Here is a 17,084-nt window from a genome sequence, read left to right on the forward strand (position 1 = left end):
GGTGCGGTCAAGCAGTCGCCGCTGATGCGTTGCCGCCAGGTGGCGCGCGCACTGATGGGGCTGCTGCACATGTACGACCTGACCCAGGTGACCCTGACCCGCACGGGATCGGACGGATCCGCGCCCGTGCTCCGCTCCCTGGACCTGCACGTGGGCCGCGGTGAGGCCGTGGCGATCAGCGGGCCGGAGGGCGTCGGCAAGTCGGCGCTCCTGCGCGTCCTGGCCGGCGTCGAGCGCCCGCACACGGGCACCGTGCGCCTGCACGAGGAGAACCTCGCGGCGATGACGCCGAAGCGCCTGGCGCAGGTCCGCTCCCGGGACATCGGCTGGGTCTGCGCCCCGCCGAAGCTCGTCGGCTGGCTCAGCGTGCAGGACAACGTCGAGCTGGCGCTCGCGCGCCTGGGGGTGGCGAGCGAGGACCGGCGCGAGGCGGTCACCTCGTCGCTGGAGGCCGTCGGCCTCGAGCCGCTGCGCGACGTGCTGGTGGCCGACCTGGACGCCGGCACCCGGCAACGCGTCGCCGTCGCCCGGGGGCTGGCGGCCGGGGCGAGCGTGCTGCTGGTGGAGGAGCCGACCCGGGAGACCATGTCGCTGCTGGTGAACCTCTGGCAGCTGCTGGGCCTCACCCTTGTCGTGACGACGCGCGACGAGTCGGTCGCCGCCCGCGCGCAGCGCCGGGTGGTGCTCGCGGGCGGCTCGGTGCACGAACGCCCGCGGCGCGCCGCCAGCTGACCGCAGCGGCCGCACCGCGCCGCGGCCCACCGCGGCGGCCGGTGACGCGGCGATCACATGCCGGGATCGACCTCGACGACCTCGACGGCCGAGCCCACGTTGGTCACCTCGAGCAGGAACCGCACCACGTCGGGCGGCTGGATCATCGTGAGCCGGGAGCTCGACCGGTGCGCGAGGTACGCGAGCATGGCGACCGCGGACGAGTCCATGAACCGCACGTGCCGGGCGTCCACCTGCACCGGCTTGCCACGGTCGACGGCCTCGGAGATCGCCTGACGCAGCTCGGCGGAGCACGAGATGTCGAGGTCACCCGCCAGGACGAGGCGGGTGGTGTCCGCAGCGGCGAGCAGGTGGACCGACCCGTCGGCGTCGGACTGGGGGTCGACCGGGACGGCCTTGAGGTGGGGTCGGTCGCCGGTGAGGTCGTGCTCGCTCATGGGGTCCTCTCGTCTTCCGCGGGTAGGCCTGCGGAACGGGCCCACCAGTGGTTTCGAGCGGACAGCGTGAGACTATGCCGCCGCCGGGCAGGGAGACAACCAGCGACGCGCGGGTCGGCGAGGCGCCGCCGTCAGGTCAGCAGCGACGTGCCTGCGGCGGTCTGCGTGACGATCCGCGCCGCCAGCGTGCGCAGCTTGACGTTGCTGTCCCGGCTCATCTTGACCAGCCGGCGGAATGCCTCCTCCGCGTCGCACGAGAACGTGGCCATGAGGATGCCCTTGGCCTGGTCGATGGTGGCCCGTGAGTCCAGCGCCGCGCCGAGGTTCCGGGCGAGGTCCTCCAGCTCCGCCTTGAGGTCGATCTCGTGGACCGCGGCCGCCGCGGCGCTCGCGAGCAGCTCCGCGACCTCGACGCGCTCGGCGTCCCACGCGTGCGCGCCCGGTGCGTAGACGTTGAGCACGCCCACGCGCTCGTCGCCGACCTCCACCGGCACGGCGAGGACGGAGCGGGCGCCGGTGCCCCGGGACCGCGCGGTGAACCGTGGCCACCGGGCGTCGTGCTCGAGGTCTTGGACGACGACCGTCTCGTGCCCCTGCCAGGCCGCCTGGCACGGGCCCTCCTGGGCCACCATCTGGGCGCCGTCGACGGCTTGGGCGAACGCCGACGTGGTGGCGACCACCTCCGGCCGCACCGGCTCACCCGCCGTGACGCTGACGGCGGCCCCCTCACCGAGAGCCTGGGCGCAGATGTCCGCCACCTCCTCGAGGTCGGAGCGGCGGTCGTGCCGGCGCAGGGGCAGCTCGGTCAGCCGCACCAGGGCGTGCGCCAGGGCGTGCCGGTACCCCGCGGTCACCAGCCGCCCGGACTCCTCCTCCGTGGGCAGGAGCACCCAGGTCGCCTCGGCCGAGGACGCGTCCGGGTCCAGCACCACCGTCACGTCCGCCTCGACGCGGACGGCCTGACGGTGGCGCCCGAACAGGGTGACGACCTGACGGAAGGAGCCGGCGTCGTCGACCGCGGCGGTGAGGCGCCGGCGCAGCTCGGGCCGGTCGGGGGCGTCGACCAGGGCGAAGAGCGGCTTGCGGACCAACCTGTCGACCCGCAGGCCCAGCAGCGCGGCCGCCGCAGCGTTGACGGACCTGAGGACGCCGGTGGCGTCGGTGGTGACGATGGCCGCGGGCAGCACGGCGAGCAGCCGTTCGTGCTGCCACCGCCCCATGCGGTGGCTCTCCGCCAGGCGTGCGAGCTCGGCCTGCTGGGCCCGGACCTCCTCGTCGGCCGCCCGCAGCTCCTCCTGGGCGGACTCGAGCCCTTGCAGCAGCGCCTCGATGTCGGGCCGCTCCCGCAGGCGGACGATGTACCGCTCGATGGCGGCGAGCTCGTCGGTGAAGGCCTTCTCGTCGTCGAACGGGCCGGCGCCCGGACGTTGTGGCATGTGCTGCTCCCCGCTCGTCGGCGGTCGACCCGTCGCCCGGTCTGGTGAGACACCCAGCCGCGGCGACCAGCCCTTCGAGCGTAGCGTGAAGGCGTGGACGAGGCGCGGGCGAGCGAGGCGCGGCGGCGTGGGTCCCTGGCTGCCGAGCGCACCGGTGAGCTGGCCGCTCTCAGGCTCCGGCTCGCCGCCGGTGGGGACCTCACCGAGGACGACCTCGCTCTCGCCACGCGTCGGGCGGAGGAGTCGCGCCGGCTCGCGGCCGATGCCCGCGCGCGGGCCGCCAGCGCGCACTGTCACGCGGCGCAGGCGCACGACGCCGCGGCGGCCGTGCTCGAGGCCGCGGGCAGCCCCGCTCGCGCCGCGGAGCACCGCACGGCCTCCCGGGCGGACCTCGAGGCCGAGCTCGCCGACGAGGACGGCACGACGGACGGAGACGCAGATGGCCACTCGTGATGTCGTCGTCGTCGGCGCCTCCGCCGGCGGTGTGGAGGCGCTGCGCATGCTGGTCGGCGGACTGCCCGCCGACTTCCCCGGGACCCTCCTGGTGGTCCTCCACATCCCGGCGATCGGCGGCAGCGCGCTGCCGACGATCCTCGCCCGCACCGGGCCGCTGCCGGTGCGTCACGCCCGTGAGGGCGACCGGCTCGAGCCCGGGCACATCCTCGTCGCCCCGCCCGACCAGCACCTCATCGTCTACGACGGCGCCGTCACCCTCTCGCGCGGCCCCAAGGAGAACGGGCACCGCCCTGCCGTCGACGTGCTCTTCCGCTCGGCGGCCAAGGTGCTCGGCCCGCGCGTGGTCTCCGTCGTGCTCTCCGGCGCGCTGGACGACGGCGCCGCCGGCACCGTGGCCGTGAAGCTGCGCGGCGGCCTCGCCGTCTGCCAGGACCCGGCCGACGCCCTCCACGCTTCCATGCCGGCCTCCGCGATGCAGGCCGCGGAGGTCGACCACGTCGTGCCGGCGGCCCAGCTCGCCGGACTCCTCACCCGCCTGGTCACCGAGGAGGTCCCGGACGACCCGGGCGCCGTCTCGGCCCTGATGGAGATCGAGGCCGCCATGGCGAACCTGGACGAAGAGGCCCTGAACGCCGCCGAGCGCCCGGGCCGCCCGGCGGGCTACTCGTGCCCCGACTGCCACGGAACCCTCTTCGAGATCACCGAGGGCGGCCTCGTGCGGTTCCGCTGCCGCGTCGGCCACGCGTGGTCCCTGGCCAGCCTCGTGGCGCAGCAGTCCTCGTCGGTCGAGGGTGCGCTGTGGCTGGCGCTGCGCACGCTGGAGGAGAAGGCCGCCCTGACCAGGCGGCTGGGGCGGCGCGCCGCCGAGAAGGGGCACCAGCTAGCCGGGGAGGCGTTCGACCGGGAGGCCACGGAGGTGCTCGCGGCCGCCACCACGCTGCGCGACCTCATCGACGCCCTCACTGAGCGCGACCCGTACGGGGCGGTCGAGACCGAGGTGGCCGGTGAGCGAGAAGCCTGAGGCGACCGCGCCCGATCCGACCGCCGCGGGCGCGGGCGCGGAGGAGCCGGCCCGGGCGCAGCCCGGAGCGAGTAACGGCGCGGGCGAGCGGCCGGCGTCGCCGGAGAACGCCACCGTGCCGGAGAACGCCACCCTCGAGGCGCTGCTGCGCTACCTCAAGGACGAGCGCGGGTTCGACTTCACCGGATACAAGCGGGCGAGCCTCACGCGCCGGGTGATGCGACGGATGGCGGCGGTGGGAGCGTCCTCCTTCGAGGAGTACCACGACTATCTCCTCGTCCACCCCCTCGAGTTCACCGCGCTGTTCAACACGATCCTCATTAACGTCACCAGCTTCTTCCGCGACGTCGCCGCCTGGCGGTACCTCGCCGACAAGATCGTTCCCGACCTCATCGCCGTCCGGGTGGGCCAGCCCATCCGGGTGTGGAGCGCTGGCTGCGCCTCGGGGGAGGAGGCGTACAGCCTCTCCATGGTCCTCGCCGAGGCCCTCGGCCTCGACGAGCTGCGCGAGCGGGTGAAGATCTACGCCACCGACGTCGACGAGGAGGCCCTGAACTACGCCCGCCAGGGTTCCTACACGGAGGTCGAGGTGGATGCCGTGCCGCCGGCGCTGCGGGAGAAGTACCTCGAGCAGGTGGGCCAGCGGTTCGTCTTCCGCAAGGAGCTGCGCCGGGCCGTCATCTTCGGGCGCAACGATCTGGTCCAGGACGCCCCGATCTCTCACGTCGACATCCTGGCGTGCCGCAACACGCTGATGTACTTCAACGCCGAGACCCAGTCGCAGATCCTCAGCCGGTTCCACTTCGCGCTGCGACCCGACGGCGTGCTCTTCCTCGGCAAGGCCGAGATGCTGCTCACCCACGCCGCGCAGTTCCGCCCCGTGGAGCTGCGCAGCAGGTTCTTCCGCAAGGTGCCCGTCGAGGTTCGCGACCGGCGGTTCCTCCTGCCCCAGGGCATGGATCCGGGGGCGGGCGCCGAGCTGGCGCGGCTGCGGCAGGCGGCCCTCATGGCGGCCCTGTCCGCGCAGGTCGTCCTCGACGGGCGCAACAACGTGGCCCTCGTCAACCACCGGGCCACCGAGGTCTTCCGCATCACCACTCGGGACGTCGGCCGCCCGTTCCAGGACCTGGAGCTCTCGTACCGGCCCGTCGAGCTGCGCACGCACGTCGAGGAGGCGGTCACCACCCGCCGGCCGGTCTTCCTGCGGGACGTGCGGTGGTCCCGGGGCGGGCGCACCGAGGCCACCTACGACGTCCACATCACCCCGCTCGCCGACCAGTCGGGCCGGCTCGGCGTGATGATCACGTTCGACGACGTGACACCCTTCCGCCAGCTGCACAAAGACCTCGAGATCGCCAACCTCCAGCTCGAGACGGCGTACGAAGAGCTCCAGTCCACGAACGAGGAGCTCGAGACGACGAACGAGGAGCTCCAGTCCACCGTGGAGGAGCTCGAGACGACCAACGAGGAGCTCCAGTCCACCAACGAGGAGCTCGAGACGATGAACGAGGAGCTGCAGTCGATGAACGACGAGCTCCACGTGACGAACGAGGCCCTGGAGGAGGGGCAGGAGGAGATCGGGCGGCTGAACGCCTTCATGACCGCGGTGCTGGGCAGCCTCACCAGCGGCATCGCCGTGGTGGGCGACGACCTGCGGATCATGGCGTGGAACGCCACCGCCGAGGAGCTGTGGGGGGTGCGCACCGACGAGGCCCTCGGCCAGCACCTGCTCAACCTCGACATCGGGCTGCCGGTGGACGAGCTACGTCAGCCCCTGTGGAACCAGCTGACCGGCGACGGCGCCGAGCCGGAGCGGCTGGTGCTGCCCGCCGTCAACCGGCGCGGTCGCCCGCTGCAGGTCAAGGTCACCGTCTCGCGACTCTCGGCCGACTCCGAGGAGCCGAGCGGCGCGATCGTCGTCATGGACCCGGCCGGCTGAGGGCCGCCCCCGCCCGGCGCGTCACCGCACGCGCGGCGTGCCCCCCTCAGAGGTCGTCGTGGCCCACGGCGCCGCAGTGCTCGCAGAAGCCGGCGACGACGATCGCCGGCCCCCGGGAGAAGTCGCACCACACCCGGTCCGGGTCGGCGGCGGGGTCGACGTCGTCGGCCATGCCCTCCGCGACGTCGGCCAGGCCCCAGGCCTGCTCCATCTCGAGGTCGACCTCGAGCGCGATGGCGGTCATGTGCTTCCCCCTTCGTCCGCAACGTTCGGTCGGTTCCACGATGAACCCGACCACTGACATCGGCGGGGACCGACGCGCCGAGGAGGACCACGTGGCGGGGGGGAGCCGCGCGACGGCTCAGCGGCGCAGCGTCCCGGCCGCCGCCCTGACGGCGGCGGTGATGCGGTCGAGGTGCGCCGACCGCAGCCGCCAGCACTGCCAGTACAGCGGCACGTCGACCCGGTCCCGGGCGTCGAGCCGCACCAGGCGCCCGGTCCGCAGGTCGTCGCCGAGCTGGGCCTCCGGCACCGCGCCCCAGCCCAGCCCGGCCCGCACGGCGGAGAGGAAGCCCTCGGAGGAGGGGACCACGTGGGCTCGGGCGGCCGCCGGCACCCCGTGTGCGGCGAGCAGCCGGTCCTGCAGCTCGTCCTTGGCGTTGAAGCGGACGACCGGCATCTCCGCCCAGTCCGGGCCGCCACCGGTGGCGTGGCGCCGGGCGAGGGCCGGGGTGGCCACCGGCAGGTAGCGCATGGTGCCCAGCCGCTCGACCGCGCAGCCCTGCACCGCGACGGGGTCGGAGGTCACCGCCCCCAGGACGGCGCCGGTGCGCAGCAGGGTCGCGGAGTGGTCCTGGTCCTCCACCTCCAGCCGCAGCGCGACGTCGTCCCACGCCGCGCACTCGGCGAGGACGCCGACGAACCAGGTGGCCAGCGAGTCGGCGTTGACCGCGACAGGCAGGTCCAGGGTGGGGGCGTCGCCGGCGGCGAGCTCGGCGACGGCCTCGCGCTCGAGCAGCTGCTGCTGGCGGGCCAGGCGCAGCAGCACGGCACCGGCGGCGGTGGTGCGCACCGGCGTCGTGCGCACGAGGACGACCTGCCCGAGCTGGGACTCCAGGGCGCGGATGCGCTGGCTGATCGCCGACGGCGTCACGGACAGGTGCCGGGCGGCGGCGTCGAAGGTGCCGTGGTCGACGATGGCGACCAGGGCGGCGAGCTGGTCCGTGCGGAAGGACATGAAGCAATGCTAATGATCGTGAAGAAACCTTCGCTTCCCTTCACGCGGCGCTCTGCCTAGGGTCCATCGGGTGTCCTCGGTTCTCCCCGGCCTGCTCACCGGGCTCTCGCTCATCGTCGCCATCGGCGCCCAGAACGCCTTCGTGCTGCGCCAGGGGCTGACTCGCAACCACATCGCCGTCGTGGTCGCCATCTGCGCCGTCTCGGACGCGCTGCTCATCACCCTCGGCGTCAGCGGCGTCGGTGCCGTCGTGCGCGAGCACCCGACGGCGCTGGCCGTGCTGCGTTGGGTCGGCGCGGCCTACCTGCTGGCGTACGGGCTGCGCTCGCTGTGGAGCGCGCGCCGGCCGCAGGGGCTGGACCCCCTGGCCGGTCGGGCGGTGGGGCGCCGCCGGGTGGTCGCGACCACGCTGGCGCTGACCTACCTCAACCCCCACGTCTACCTGGACACCGTGCTCATGCTCGGCTCCGTCGCCAACCAGTACGGCCCGGACCGGTGGTGGTTCGCGGCCGGGGCCGTGGCGGGCAGCCTGCTGTGGTTCACCGCCCTGGGCTTCGGCGCCCGCGCCGCCGCGCCGGTGCTGCGCCGGCCCGCCACGTGGCGGGCGCTCGACGTCGTCATCGGCGCCGTGATGATCGTCCTCGCCGTTCGGCTGGCCACCGGCTGACGGCTACGTGAGCGGCGGACGCCGGTGCGGGCTGGCGCTCGGGGCTACCGGCCGCTCGCGGAGCCGGTCTCCTCGCCCCCGGTGGCGTCCTCGGTCGGCTCCGCGGCCTCGTTCCCCGCCTTCGCGTGCTCCCGCTCGTCGATGTACGGGTCGTTGGCCATCCCGATGGCCTCGTCAGGGCTGGGCGTGCTCATGGGAACCCCCTCCCTCGCGGGTGTGCCGTCGAGTCTCCGCGCGCCGGTGCCCGCCCGCAAGGCCCTGCCAGCAGCGCCGCGCATCGCGTCTCACGGACGTGGCGTCGCGGGGATGTCAGTGGGCCGAAATAGGGTGGAGGACACGAGAGACCAGAGGGAGGCGAGGCCGCGTGCTCCACCTGCACCGCTCCGAGCGCGCCGACGCGCTCGTCGGCCCGCTGGCCGAGCTGCTCGCCCAGCCGCCGGAGGACCCCTTCGCCCCCGACGTCGTCGCCGTCCCCACCCGTGGCGTGGAGCGTTGGCTCGCCCAGCGCCTGTCCCACCATCTCGGCGCGGCCCCGGGCGAGGCGGGGGTGTGCGCTAACGTCACGTTCGGGTCGCCCGCCCGCCTGGTCGGCGAGGTGCTCGCCGCGAGTCTCGGCCTCGACCGCGACGCCGACCCCTGGCGGGCCGAGCACCTGACGTGGCCCCTGCTCGAGGTCCTCGACGAGGTCGCCGGCGAGCCGTGGTGCGCCGCCCTGGGCCGCCACCTCGGCGTCGGCACCGACGACGAGGTCCGCCGCGGGCGCCGCCTCGTGGTCGCCCGGCACCTCGCGCGCCTCTTCGCCTCTTACGCCGCGCAGAGGCCCGCGATGGTCCGCGCCTGGGCCGCCGGGCGCGACGACGACGGCGCGGGCGGGGCCGTGCCCGCCGACCTGGCCTGGCAGCCGCGGCTGTGGCGCCTGCTGCGCGAGCGGCTGGGCACGCCCAGCCCCGCCGAGCGGCTCGGCGACGCCCTGCGCCTGCTGACCGACCGGCCCGAGAGCGCCGACCTGCCCGCCCGGCTGTCGGTGTTCGGGCCCACCCGGCTGCCCGAGGACCAGCTGCGCGTCCTGCACGCCCTCGGCGGCCACCGCGACGTCCACCTGTGGCTGCCCCACCCCTCTCCGGCGCTGTGGGAGAAGGTCGCCGCCGCCCCGGCCCCCGCCTCCCCGCGCCGGCACGAGCAGCCGACCCTCGCCGGGCACCCGCTGCTCGCCTCGATGGCCCGCGACGCCACCGAGCTCCAGCAGCGCCTCGCCGCGCTGGGCGAGGCGGCCGACGTCCACCATCCCGCGCCCGAGCCGCCGCCCACCCTGCTTGGCGCGCTGCAGCGGCGCCTGCGCGCCGACGAACCCGCCGGTGCCCCCCACGTCCTCGCCGCGGACGACCGCAGCGTCGAGGTGCACGCCTGCTTCGGGCCCACCCGGCAGATCCAGGTGCTGCGCGAGGTGCTCGCCGGCCTGTTCGCCGAGGACCCCACGCTCGAGCCGCGCGACGTCATCGTCATGTGCCCCGACGTCGAGGCGGTCGCCCCGCTCGTCGCCGCCACGTTCGGCCTGGCCGCCGAGGGCGGCGAGCCGGGCCACGCCGTCCACCCCGGCCAGACCCTGCGGGTGCGCCTGGCCGACCGCTCGGCCCGCCAGGTCAACCCCCTCCTCGGCCTGCTCGCCGCCCTGCTCGACCTCGCCGACGGGCGCGTGACCGCCTCGGAGGTGCTCGACCTCGCCGCCACCGACCCGGTGCGCCGCAAGTTCCGCCTCGACGACGACGACCTCGCCCGCGTCCGCGACTGGTCGGTCCAGACCGGCGTGCACTGGGGCGAGAACCTCGCCCGCCGCGAGCGGTTCGGCCTGCCCGCCCTCGGCCAGGGCACCTGGGACGTCGCCCTCGACCGGCTCCTGCTCGGCGCCGCCATGGCCGAGGAGGACTACCGCTACCTCGGCCCGGCCCTGCCGCTCGACGACGTCGACAGCACCGACATCGACCTCGCCGGGCGGGTGGCCGAGCTGCTCGACCGCCTCGCCGACGTCCTCGCCACCCTCGACGGCGCCCACCCGCTGGGCACCTGGCTCGACCGCCTCGACCGCGCCCTCACCCTGCTCGCCGAGCCCGCCCCGGGCGAGGACTGGCAGGCCGTCCAGGCCCGCTGGGTGCTCGGCGACGTCCGCGCCGCCGCCGAGGGCCGCGAGGACGCCGAGCTGCGCCTGCCCGACGTGCGCGCCCTGCTCGCCGACCGCCTCCAGGGCCGACCCACTCGTGCTGGCTTCCGCACCGGGGCGCTGACCATCTGCTCGCTGGAGCCGATGCGCGCCGTCCCGCACCGGGTGGTGTGCCTGCTCGGCCTCGACGACGGCGCCTTCCCCCGCGGGGGCGGCAGCGACGGCGACGACGTGCTGCTGCGCGAGCCGTGCCTGGGCGAGCGGGACCGGCGCAGCGAGGACCGCCAGCTCTTCCTCGACGCCGTCGCCGCCGCGGGGGAGCGGCTCGTCCTGCTCTACAGCGGCGCCGACGAGCGCACCGGCGCCGCCCGCCCGCCGGCGGTGCCCGTCGGCGAGCTGCTCGACGCCCTCGACGCCGCCGCCACCGCCCCCGACGGGCGCCCGGTGCGCGAGCGCCTCCTCGTGCGCCACCCGCTGCAGGTGGTCGACGAGCGCAACTACACCCCCGGCGCGCTGGGCCGGCCGGGCCCGTTCAGCTTCGACGCCACCGCCCACCGCGCCGCCCTGGCCGGGCGCGGGCCCCGCTCCGCCGGCGCCCCGTTCCTCCCGGCCCCGCTGCCGCCCGAGCCGGCCCCGGCGGTGGTCGACCTCGACGACCTCGTCGCCGCCCTCGAGCACCCGGCCAAGTGGTTCCTGCGCCAGCGCCTCCAGGTCGCCCTGGCCGGGGAGACCGCGGACGTCGAGGACCGCCTGCCGCTGGACCTCGACCCGCTGGAGTCCTGGCAGGTCGGCGACCGGCTGCTCACCGCGCGACTGGCCGGGGCCGACCCCCGCCAGGCCGTCAACGCCGAGTGGCGCCGCGGCGAGGTCCCGCCCAAGGAGCTCGGCCGCGCCGCCCTGGTCGACATCGCCGACCGGGTCGCCCCCATCGCCGAGGCGGCCCGCCGCCTCGCCGGCGCCGAGGCCCGCGCGGTCGACGTCCGCGCCACCCTGCCCTCCGGGGCGGTCCTCGCCGGCACCGTGCCCGGCGTCCGCGGCGACACGGTGCTGCGCGCGACCTACTCGCGCCTGGCACCCAAGCACCGGCTGCGCGCCTGGGTGCAGCTGCTCGCCCTGACCGTCTCCGACCCGACCCGCCCCTGGCGCGCCGTCACCGTCGGCCGCGCCCCCGGCAGGCGACCCGGCGCCCTCGTCGCCACCCTGGGCGCCCCCGACCCGGCCCGTGCCGGGGCCTGGCTCGACGAGCTCCTCGCGCTGCGCGAGCGCGCCCGCCGCGAGCCGCTGCCGCTGCCGGTGTCCGCCGCCTGCGCCTACGCGAGCAGCCGGGCCGCCCACAACACCGAGGCCCAAGCCCTGGAGGAGGCCGACCGCGACTGGCGCGGCGGGTTCGAGCGCACCGACGAGCACCACGTCTTGGTGTGGGGCGAGGCCGACCTGGCCGATCTGGCCGGCACCCCCGCCCCCGACGAGCAGGCCTGGTGGCCCGAGGAGCGCACCCGGCTCGGCGTGCTGGCCCGCCGCGTGTGGGACCCGCTGCTCGCGCACGAGGAGACGGAGCACCCATGACCCACCCGCTCACCCTCCACGACCCCCACTCGGGCGCGAGACGTCAAGTCAGGCGCGAGACGTCAACTGGGGCGGCCGTGTTCGACATCTGCGGCGACCTGCCCACCGGCACCACCGTCCTCGAGGCCAGCGCCGGCACCGGCAAGACGTTCACCATCGCCGCCCTGGCCACCCGCTACGTGGCCGAGGGCGTCGCCGAGCTCGCCGACCTCATGCTCGTCACCTTCGGCCGCGCCGCCACCTCCGAGCTGCGCGACCGGGTGCGCGAGCGCCTCGTCTCCGCCGAGCGGGCGCTGCGCGCCCCGGACGCCCGCGACAGCGCCGACGCCGTCGTGCGCCACCTCGCCGCCGTCGACGACGCCGAGCTCGACCGGCGGCGCCGCCGCCTGACCCGCGCCCTCGCCCAGTTCGACGCCGCCACCATCACCACCACCCACGGCTTCTGCCAGCAGATGCTCGCCTCCCTCGGCGTGGCCGGGGACGTCGACGCCGACGCCACCTTCGTCCCGGACATCGCCGACCTCGTCGAGGAGGTCGTCGACGACCTCTACCTGCGCCGCTACGCCAGCGAGCCGCAGCCGGTGCTCACCCCCGCCGAGGCCCGCGAGGTGGCCAAGGCCGCCGTCAGTGACCACCAGGCCCGCCTCGAGCCCGCGGCCGCCCCGCCCGACTCCGTTCCTGGGCACCGCTACGCCTTCGCCCGCGACGTCGCCGCGGAGGTGCGCCGCCGCAAGCGCGAGCGCCGCCTGCTCGACTATGACGACCTGCTCGTGCTGCTGCGCGACGCCCTCACCGATCCCGCGCACGGCCCGGCCGCCGCCGAGCGGGTCCGCGCCCGCTACCGGGTCGTCCTCGTCGACGAGTTCCAGGACACCGACCCGGTGCAGTGGGAGATCTTGCGCACCGCCTTCCATGGCCACCGCACCCTCGTCCTCATCGGAGACCCCAAGCAGGCCATCTACGCCTTCCGCGGCGGCGACGTCGTCACCTACCTCGCCGCCCGCCGCGACGCCACCGCCACCGCCACCCTGGGCCGCAACTGGCGCAGCGACGCGCCCCTGCTGCGCGGCCTCGACGCGCTCCTCGGCGGCGCCGCGCTGGGCGACGACGCCATCGTGGTGCGCCCGGTCGACGCCGAGCACACCGGCCGCCGCCTCGACGGCGGCGCGCCGGTGCGGCTGCGGCACGTCACCCGCGCCCCCTTCGGCAAGCGCGGCACCAGCAACCCCCGCGTCGGGGAGGTCCGCGACCTCCTCGCCGCCGACGTCGCCGCCGACGTCGTCCGCCAGCTCGGCGCCACCCGCCTGCGCGACGGCGGCGCCTGGCGCCCGCTCCAGCCCCGCGACGTCGCCGTGCTCACCCGCCGCAACGCCGACGCCCTGGCCGTGCGCGACGCCCTGGCCGCCGCCGGGGTCCCCGCCGTGGTCTCCGGCCTCTCCAGCGTCTTCGGCACCCCCGCCGCCGGGTACTGGCTCACCCTGCTCACCGCCCTCGAGCAGCCCGGCCACGCCGGGCGCACCGCCGCCCTGGCCCTGACCCCCTTCGTCGGCTGGGACGCCGCCCGGCTCGCCGCCGCCGACGACGTCGCCCGGGACGAGCTCTCCGACCGGGTGCGCGCCTGGGCCCGCGCCCTGGCCGACCGCGGCGTGGCCGCCCTGCTCGAGGCGGTCAGTGAGGACGGCGTCGCCGAGCGGCTCATGCGCACCACCACCGGCGAGCGCACGCTGACCGACCTGCGCCACGTGGGCCAGACGCTGCACCTGGCCGCGGTCCAGGACCACCTGGGCACGGCCGCGCTGACCGACTGGCTGCGCCGCCGCATCGTCGAGGCCGCCGAGGACTACGCCGAGGAGCGCAGCCGCCGCCTCGAGACCGACGCCGCGGCCGTCCAGGTGGTCACCATCCACGCCAGCAAGGGCCTGGAGTTCCCGGTGGTCTACGTGCCCTTCGGCTGGGACCGCTACGAGAGCAAGACCCCGCCGATCCTGCACTTCCACGACGACGCCGGCACCCGGCTCCTGCACGTCGGCGCCGACCAGGACGCCGGCTACGACGCCGCCCGGGAGCGCCACCTGGCCGAGGAGCGCGGGGAGGACCTGCGCCTGCTCTACGTCGCGCTGACACGCGCCGCCGCGCAGGTGGTCGTCCACTGGGCGCCCTCGTCGAACTCCGCCGCCGGGCCGCTCAGCCGCCTCCTCTTCGGCGGCCACGCCCCCGGCCAGCAGCCGCCGGACCGAGTCGCCCCCGGCGCCGACGACAAGATCACCGCCGCCCTCGCGGCCCTGGCCGCACGAGCCGACGGCGCGGTGGCCGTCGAGGCGGTGACCGAACGACCGGCCCCGGCCCGCTGGGACCCCCCGCCCACCGCGCGGCCCGCGCTGGAGGTCGCGGCCTTCGACCGGCGCCTGGACCTGACCTGGCGGCGCACCTCCTACACCGGGCTGACGGCGGCCGCCCACGAGCACGCCGGCGTCGCCAGCGAGCCGGAGACCACCGGCGTCCAGGACGAGGCCGACCTGCCCGTCGGGCCCGGCGCGGCGAGCCCGGCCGCCGGTCTGGCCGACCCGGCCCGCGCGGTCGCCTCCCCGTTGGCCGACATGCCCGCGGGGGCGGCCTTCGGCACCCTCGTCCATACCGTCTTCGAGCACCTCGACACCGGCGCCGCCGACCTCGCCGCCGAGCTGCTGCGCGCCTGCCGGGAGGCCGGGACCGCCCGGGTGCCCGGCGTCGAGCCCGCCGATCTCGCCTCCGCGCTCGCCCCGGTCCTCGCCACGCCGCTGGGCCCGCTCGCCGGCGGGGCGACGCTGGCCGACGTCGCCCCCGCCGACCGGCTGGCCGAGCTGGAGTTCGAGCTGCCCCTCGGCGGCGGGGACCGCCCCGCCGGCGTCGCCGCCACCCTGGCCGACCTCGCCGTCCTGCTGCGCCGGCACCTGCCGGCCGACGACGTCTTCGCCCCCTACGCCGACCGGCTCACCGAGCTCGGCGGGGCCCAGCTGCGCGGCTACCTCACCGGCAGCCTCGACGCCGTCCTCCGGCTGCGCGACGCGGCCGGGCAGCCGCGCTACCTCGTCGCCGACTACAAGACCAACCGCCTCGGCCCGGCCGACGAGCCGCTCACCGCCTGGCACTACCGGCCCGCGGCCATGGCCGAGGCGATGATGCAGGCGCACTACCCGCTCCAGCTGCTGCTCTACCTCGCCGCGCTGCACCGCTTCCTGCGCTGGCGCCAGCGCGGCTACGACCCCGAGCGCCACCTCGGCGGCGGGCTGTACCTGTTCGTGCGCGGCATGTGCGGGCCCGCCACGCCCGTCACCGGCGGCACCCCGCACGGGGTGATGGCCTGGCGCCCGCCGGCCGCGCTGGTCGTGGAGCTGTCGGCGCTGCTCGAGGGGAGGCACGCATGAGCGCGCACCTCGGGATCGGCGTCTCCGCGGAGACGCGTGGCCGAGGCGTTTCCGCGGAAACGCGTGGCCGAGACGTTCCCGCGGAAACGGCGGACGTCGCCGCGGACCCGCGCATCGCCCTGCACGCCGGCCCGCTGCTGGCCCAGTTCAACGCGGCGGGCATCCTCGCCGCGGCGGACGTGCACGTCGCCCGGCGGCTCGGCCGGCTGGCCCGCGAGGCCGACGAGCGGGTCCTGCTCGCCGGCGCGCTGGCCGTGCGGGCGGTGCGCTCGGGCTCGGTGTGCGTCTTCCTCGACGACCTCGCCGCCCTCGCCGTGCCCGAGGGGGAGGACGTCGTCGAGGTCGGTGAGCTGCCCTGGCCCGAGCCGGGGGAGTGGCGCGCCGCCATCGAGGCCAGCCCCCTCGTCGCCGTCGGCGTCCACGGTCCCGCCGACCGGCCGGTGCGCTGGCTGGACGGCCGCCTCTACCTGGACCGGTACTGGCGCCACGAGATGGTCGTGCGCCGCGCGGTCGACGCCCGCCTGGGGGCGCTCGCCCCGGCCCCGGCGCCCGCCGAGGCCGTGGCCGCCGCCGCGCAACGGCTCTTCCCCAGTCCACAGGACGATCGCCAGCGCCTCGCCGCCGCGACGGCGGTCCGCAGCCGGCTCACCGTGCTCACCGGCGGCCCCGGCACGGGCAAGACGACCACCGTCGCCCGCGTGCTCGCCGTCCTGCAGGAGGTGGCCGGGCCCGGCCTGCGGGTCGCGCTCGCGGCCCCGACCGGCAAGGCCGCCGCCCGGCTGCAGGAGGCCGTGCGCGCGGAGGTCGCGCGCCTGGCCGAGCCCGACCGGGCCGCGGTGGGGGAGCCGGAGGCCACCACCGTGCACCGGCTGCTGGGCTGGCGGCCGGGCAGCTCCACCAGGTTCCGCCACGACGCCGACCACCACCTGCCCCACGACGTGGTCGTCGTCGACGAGACCTCGATGGTCTCCCTGCCGCTCATGGCGCGCCTGCTCGAGGCGCTGCGCCCCGAGGCCCGGCTGCTGCTCGTGGGCGACCCCGACCAGCTCGCCTCGGTCGAGGCCGGCGCCGTGCTCGGTGACCTCGTGGCCCGCCCGCCGGTCGCCGACGCCCTCCCCGCCGCGCTCGCGGCGATCGTGCCCGACGACGTCCCGACCGACGCCGCCGCCCTGGCCGCCCTGCGCAACGGGGTGGTCCGCCTCGAGCGGGTCCACCGGTTCAGCGGCGCGATCGCCGAGCTCGCGTCGGCCATCCGCGCCGGCGACGCCGACCGCGTCCTCGCCGTGCTGCGCTCGGACGCGCGAGAGGTGGAGTTCGTCGAGGCCGCCGGGGAGCGCCTGACCGACGCCGAGGTCGCCGGCGTGCGGCACGACGCCACGGCGGCCGGGGCCGCGCTGGTCGCCGCCGCGCGGGCGGGCGACGCCGCCGAGGCGCTGAACGCCCTGGAGTCCCACCGCCTGCTGCTCGCCCACCGCCGCGGCCCGGCGGGCGTGGCCCACTGGGCGGGGCTCGTCGAGGGCTGGGTGCGCGAGGCCGCGGGCCCCGACGCCACGCAGTCCCCGTGGTACCCCGGCCGCCCGCTGCTGGTCACCAGCAACGACCGGGACACGGGTCTGTACAACGGCGACACCGGCGTGGTCGTCGGCGACGGCGCCGAGGGCGTGGTCGCCGTCTTCGGCGACCCCGACCAGCCGCTGCGTGTGCGCCCGCACCGCCTCCCGCCGGTGGAGACGGTCCACGCCATGACGGTGCACCGCGGCCAGGGCAGCCAGTTCGCCCACGTCTCCCTCGTGCTGCCGCCGGCCACCTCGCCGCTGCTCACCCGGGAGCTGCTCTACACCGCGGTCACCCGGGCGCAGGAGCTCGTGCGCATCGTCGGCGCCGCCGACGCGGTGCGGGCGGCGGTCGAGCGACCGGTACGGCGGGCGAGCGGGCTCCGCGAGCCCCTGTAGCCCGGCCCGGTGTGCGGAGGGCTGCCGACGCGCGCCGCCTCGCCCGGGCCCCTACCGTGACAGGTCCTGGTCCTCCAGCACG

At 76.3% G+C, this 17,084-nt stretch carries 13 protein-coding genes; 8 read left to right on the forward strand and 5 right to left on the reverse strand.

Annotated elements, in window-relative coordinates:
- Window positions 1-24: 24 nt before the first annotated feature.
- Complete coding sequence (locus GD970_RS07485) at window positions 25-732, forward strand: ABC transporter ATP-binding protein (protein ID WP_152202267.1); 708 nt, start codon at window positions 25-27, stop codon at window positions 730-732.
- A gap of 53 nt (window positions 733-785) precedes the next feature.
- Here GD970_RS07485 and GD970_RS07490 read toward each other — a convergent pair whose 3' ends face one another.
- Window positions 786-1,169: an STAS domain-containing protein gene (locus GD970_RS07490; protein WP_152202268.1), complete on the reverse strand. Its 384-nt coding sequence runs from the start codon at window positions 1,167-1,169 to the stop codon at window positions 786-788.
- Between the two features lie 131 nt (window positions 1,170-1,300).
- Complete coding sequence (locus tag GD970_RS07495; protein WP_152202269.1) at window positions 1,301-2,605, reverse strand: ANTAR domain-containing protein; 1,305 nt, start codon at window positions 2,603-2,605, stop codon at window positions 1,301-1,303.
- A gap of 93 nt (window positions 2,606-2,698) precedes the next feature.
- On the opposite strand from GD970_RS07495, the gene GD970_RS07500 reads away from it, so the two are divergent.
- The 3 genes from GD970_RS07500 (at window position 2,699) to GD970_RS07510 (ending at window position 6,021) form a co-directional block, all read left to right on the forward strand.
- Window positions 2,699-3,058: a hypothetical protein gene (locus tag GD970_RS07500; protein ID WP_152202270.1), complete on the forward strand. Its 360-nt coding sequence runs from the start codon at window positions 2,699-2,701 to the stop codon at window positions 3,056-3,058.
- Window positions 3,045-4,082 carry a chemotaxis protein CheB gene (locus GD970_RS07505; protein ID WP_152202271.1) on the forward strand — a complete coding sequence of 346 codons (1,038 nt, stop codon included), beginning with the start codon at window positions 3,045-3,047 and terminating at the stop codon, window positions 4,080-4,082. Before GD970_RS07500 ends, GD970_RS07505 begins: the two co-directional genes overlap by 14 nt.
- 115 nt (window positions 4,083-4,197) lie before the next feature.
- Window positions 4,198-6,021, forward strand: coding sequence for a CheR family methyltransferase (locus tag GD970_RS07510; protein WP_152202318.1), 1,824 nt, complete (start codon window positions 4,198-4,200; stop codon window positions 6,019-6,021).
- A gap of 46 nt (window positions 6,022-6,067) precedes the next feature.
- On the opposite strand, the gene GD970_RS07515 is transcribed toward GD970_RS07510, so the two are convergent.
- Together GD970_RS07515 and GD970_RS07520 are read right to left on the reverse strand one after the other, a co-directional pair.
- Entirely contained in the window at window positions 6,068-6,265 is a 198-nt protein-coding gene (locus tag GD970_RS07515; protein ID WP_152202272.1) for a hypothetical protein, read from the reverse strand.
- A gap of 117 nt (window positions 6,266-6,382) precedes the next feature.
- Entirely contained in the window at window positions 6,383-7,258 is an 876-nt protein-coding gene (locus GD970_RS07520) for a LysR family transcriptional regulator ArgP (RefSeq protein WP_152202273.1), read from the reverse strand.
- Between the two features lie 70 nt (window positions 7,259-7,328).
- Here GD970_RS07520 and GD970_RS07525 point away from each other — a divergent pair, with 70 nt between their 5' ends.
- Entirely contained in the window at window positions 7,329-7,925 is a 597-nt protein-coding gene (locus GD970_RS07525) for a LysE/ArgO family amino acid transporter (protein WP_152202274.1), read from the forward strand.
- A 44-nt stretch (window positions 7,926-7,969) separates the two neighbouring features.
- Here the strand turns inward: GD970_RS07525 and GD970_RS21555 are convergent, their stop codons facing one another.
- Complete coding sequence (locus GD970_RS21555) at window positions 7,970-8,119, reverse strand: hypothetical protein (protein ID WP_155524111.1); 150 nt, start codon at window positions 8,117-8,119, stop codon at window positions 7,970-7,972.
- A 170-nt stretch (window positions 8,120-8,289) separates the two neighbouring features.
- On the opposite strand from GD970_RS21555, the gene recC reads away from it, so the two are divergent.
- The 3 genes from recC to recD are packed head-to-tail and all read left to right on the forward strand — an operon-like array spanning window position 8,290 to window position 17,002.
- Entirely contained in the window at window positions 8,290-11,646 is a 3,357-nt protein-coding gene (gene recC, locus GD970_RS07530) for an exodeoxyribonuclease V subunit gamma (RefSeq protein WP_152202275.1), read from the forward strand.
- On the forward strand, window positions 11,643-15,050 hold the full coding sequence (locus GD970_RS07535; protein WP_152202276.1) for a UvrD-helicase domain-containing protein: 3,408 nt from the start codon (window positions 11,643-11,645) through the stop codon (window positions 15,048-15,050). The genes recC and GD970_RS07535 overlap by 4 nt, the downstream gene beginning before the upstream one ends.
- Complete coding sequence (gene recD, locus GD970_RS07540) at window positions 15,047-17,002, forward strand: exodeoxyribonuclease V subunit alpha (protein WP_152202277.1); 1,956 nt, start codon at window positions 15,047-15,049, stop codon at window positions 17,000-17,002. Before GD970_RS07535 ends, recD begins: the two co-directional genes overlap by 4 nt.
- The last annotated feature ends 82 nt before the right edge of the window (window positions 17,003-17,084 follow it).

Source organism: Georgenia thermotolerans, assembly GCF_009193185.1.
Lineage (GTDB): Bacteria > Actinomycetota > Actinomycetes > Actinomycetales > Actinomycetaceae > Georgenia > Georgenia thermotolerans.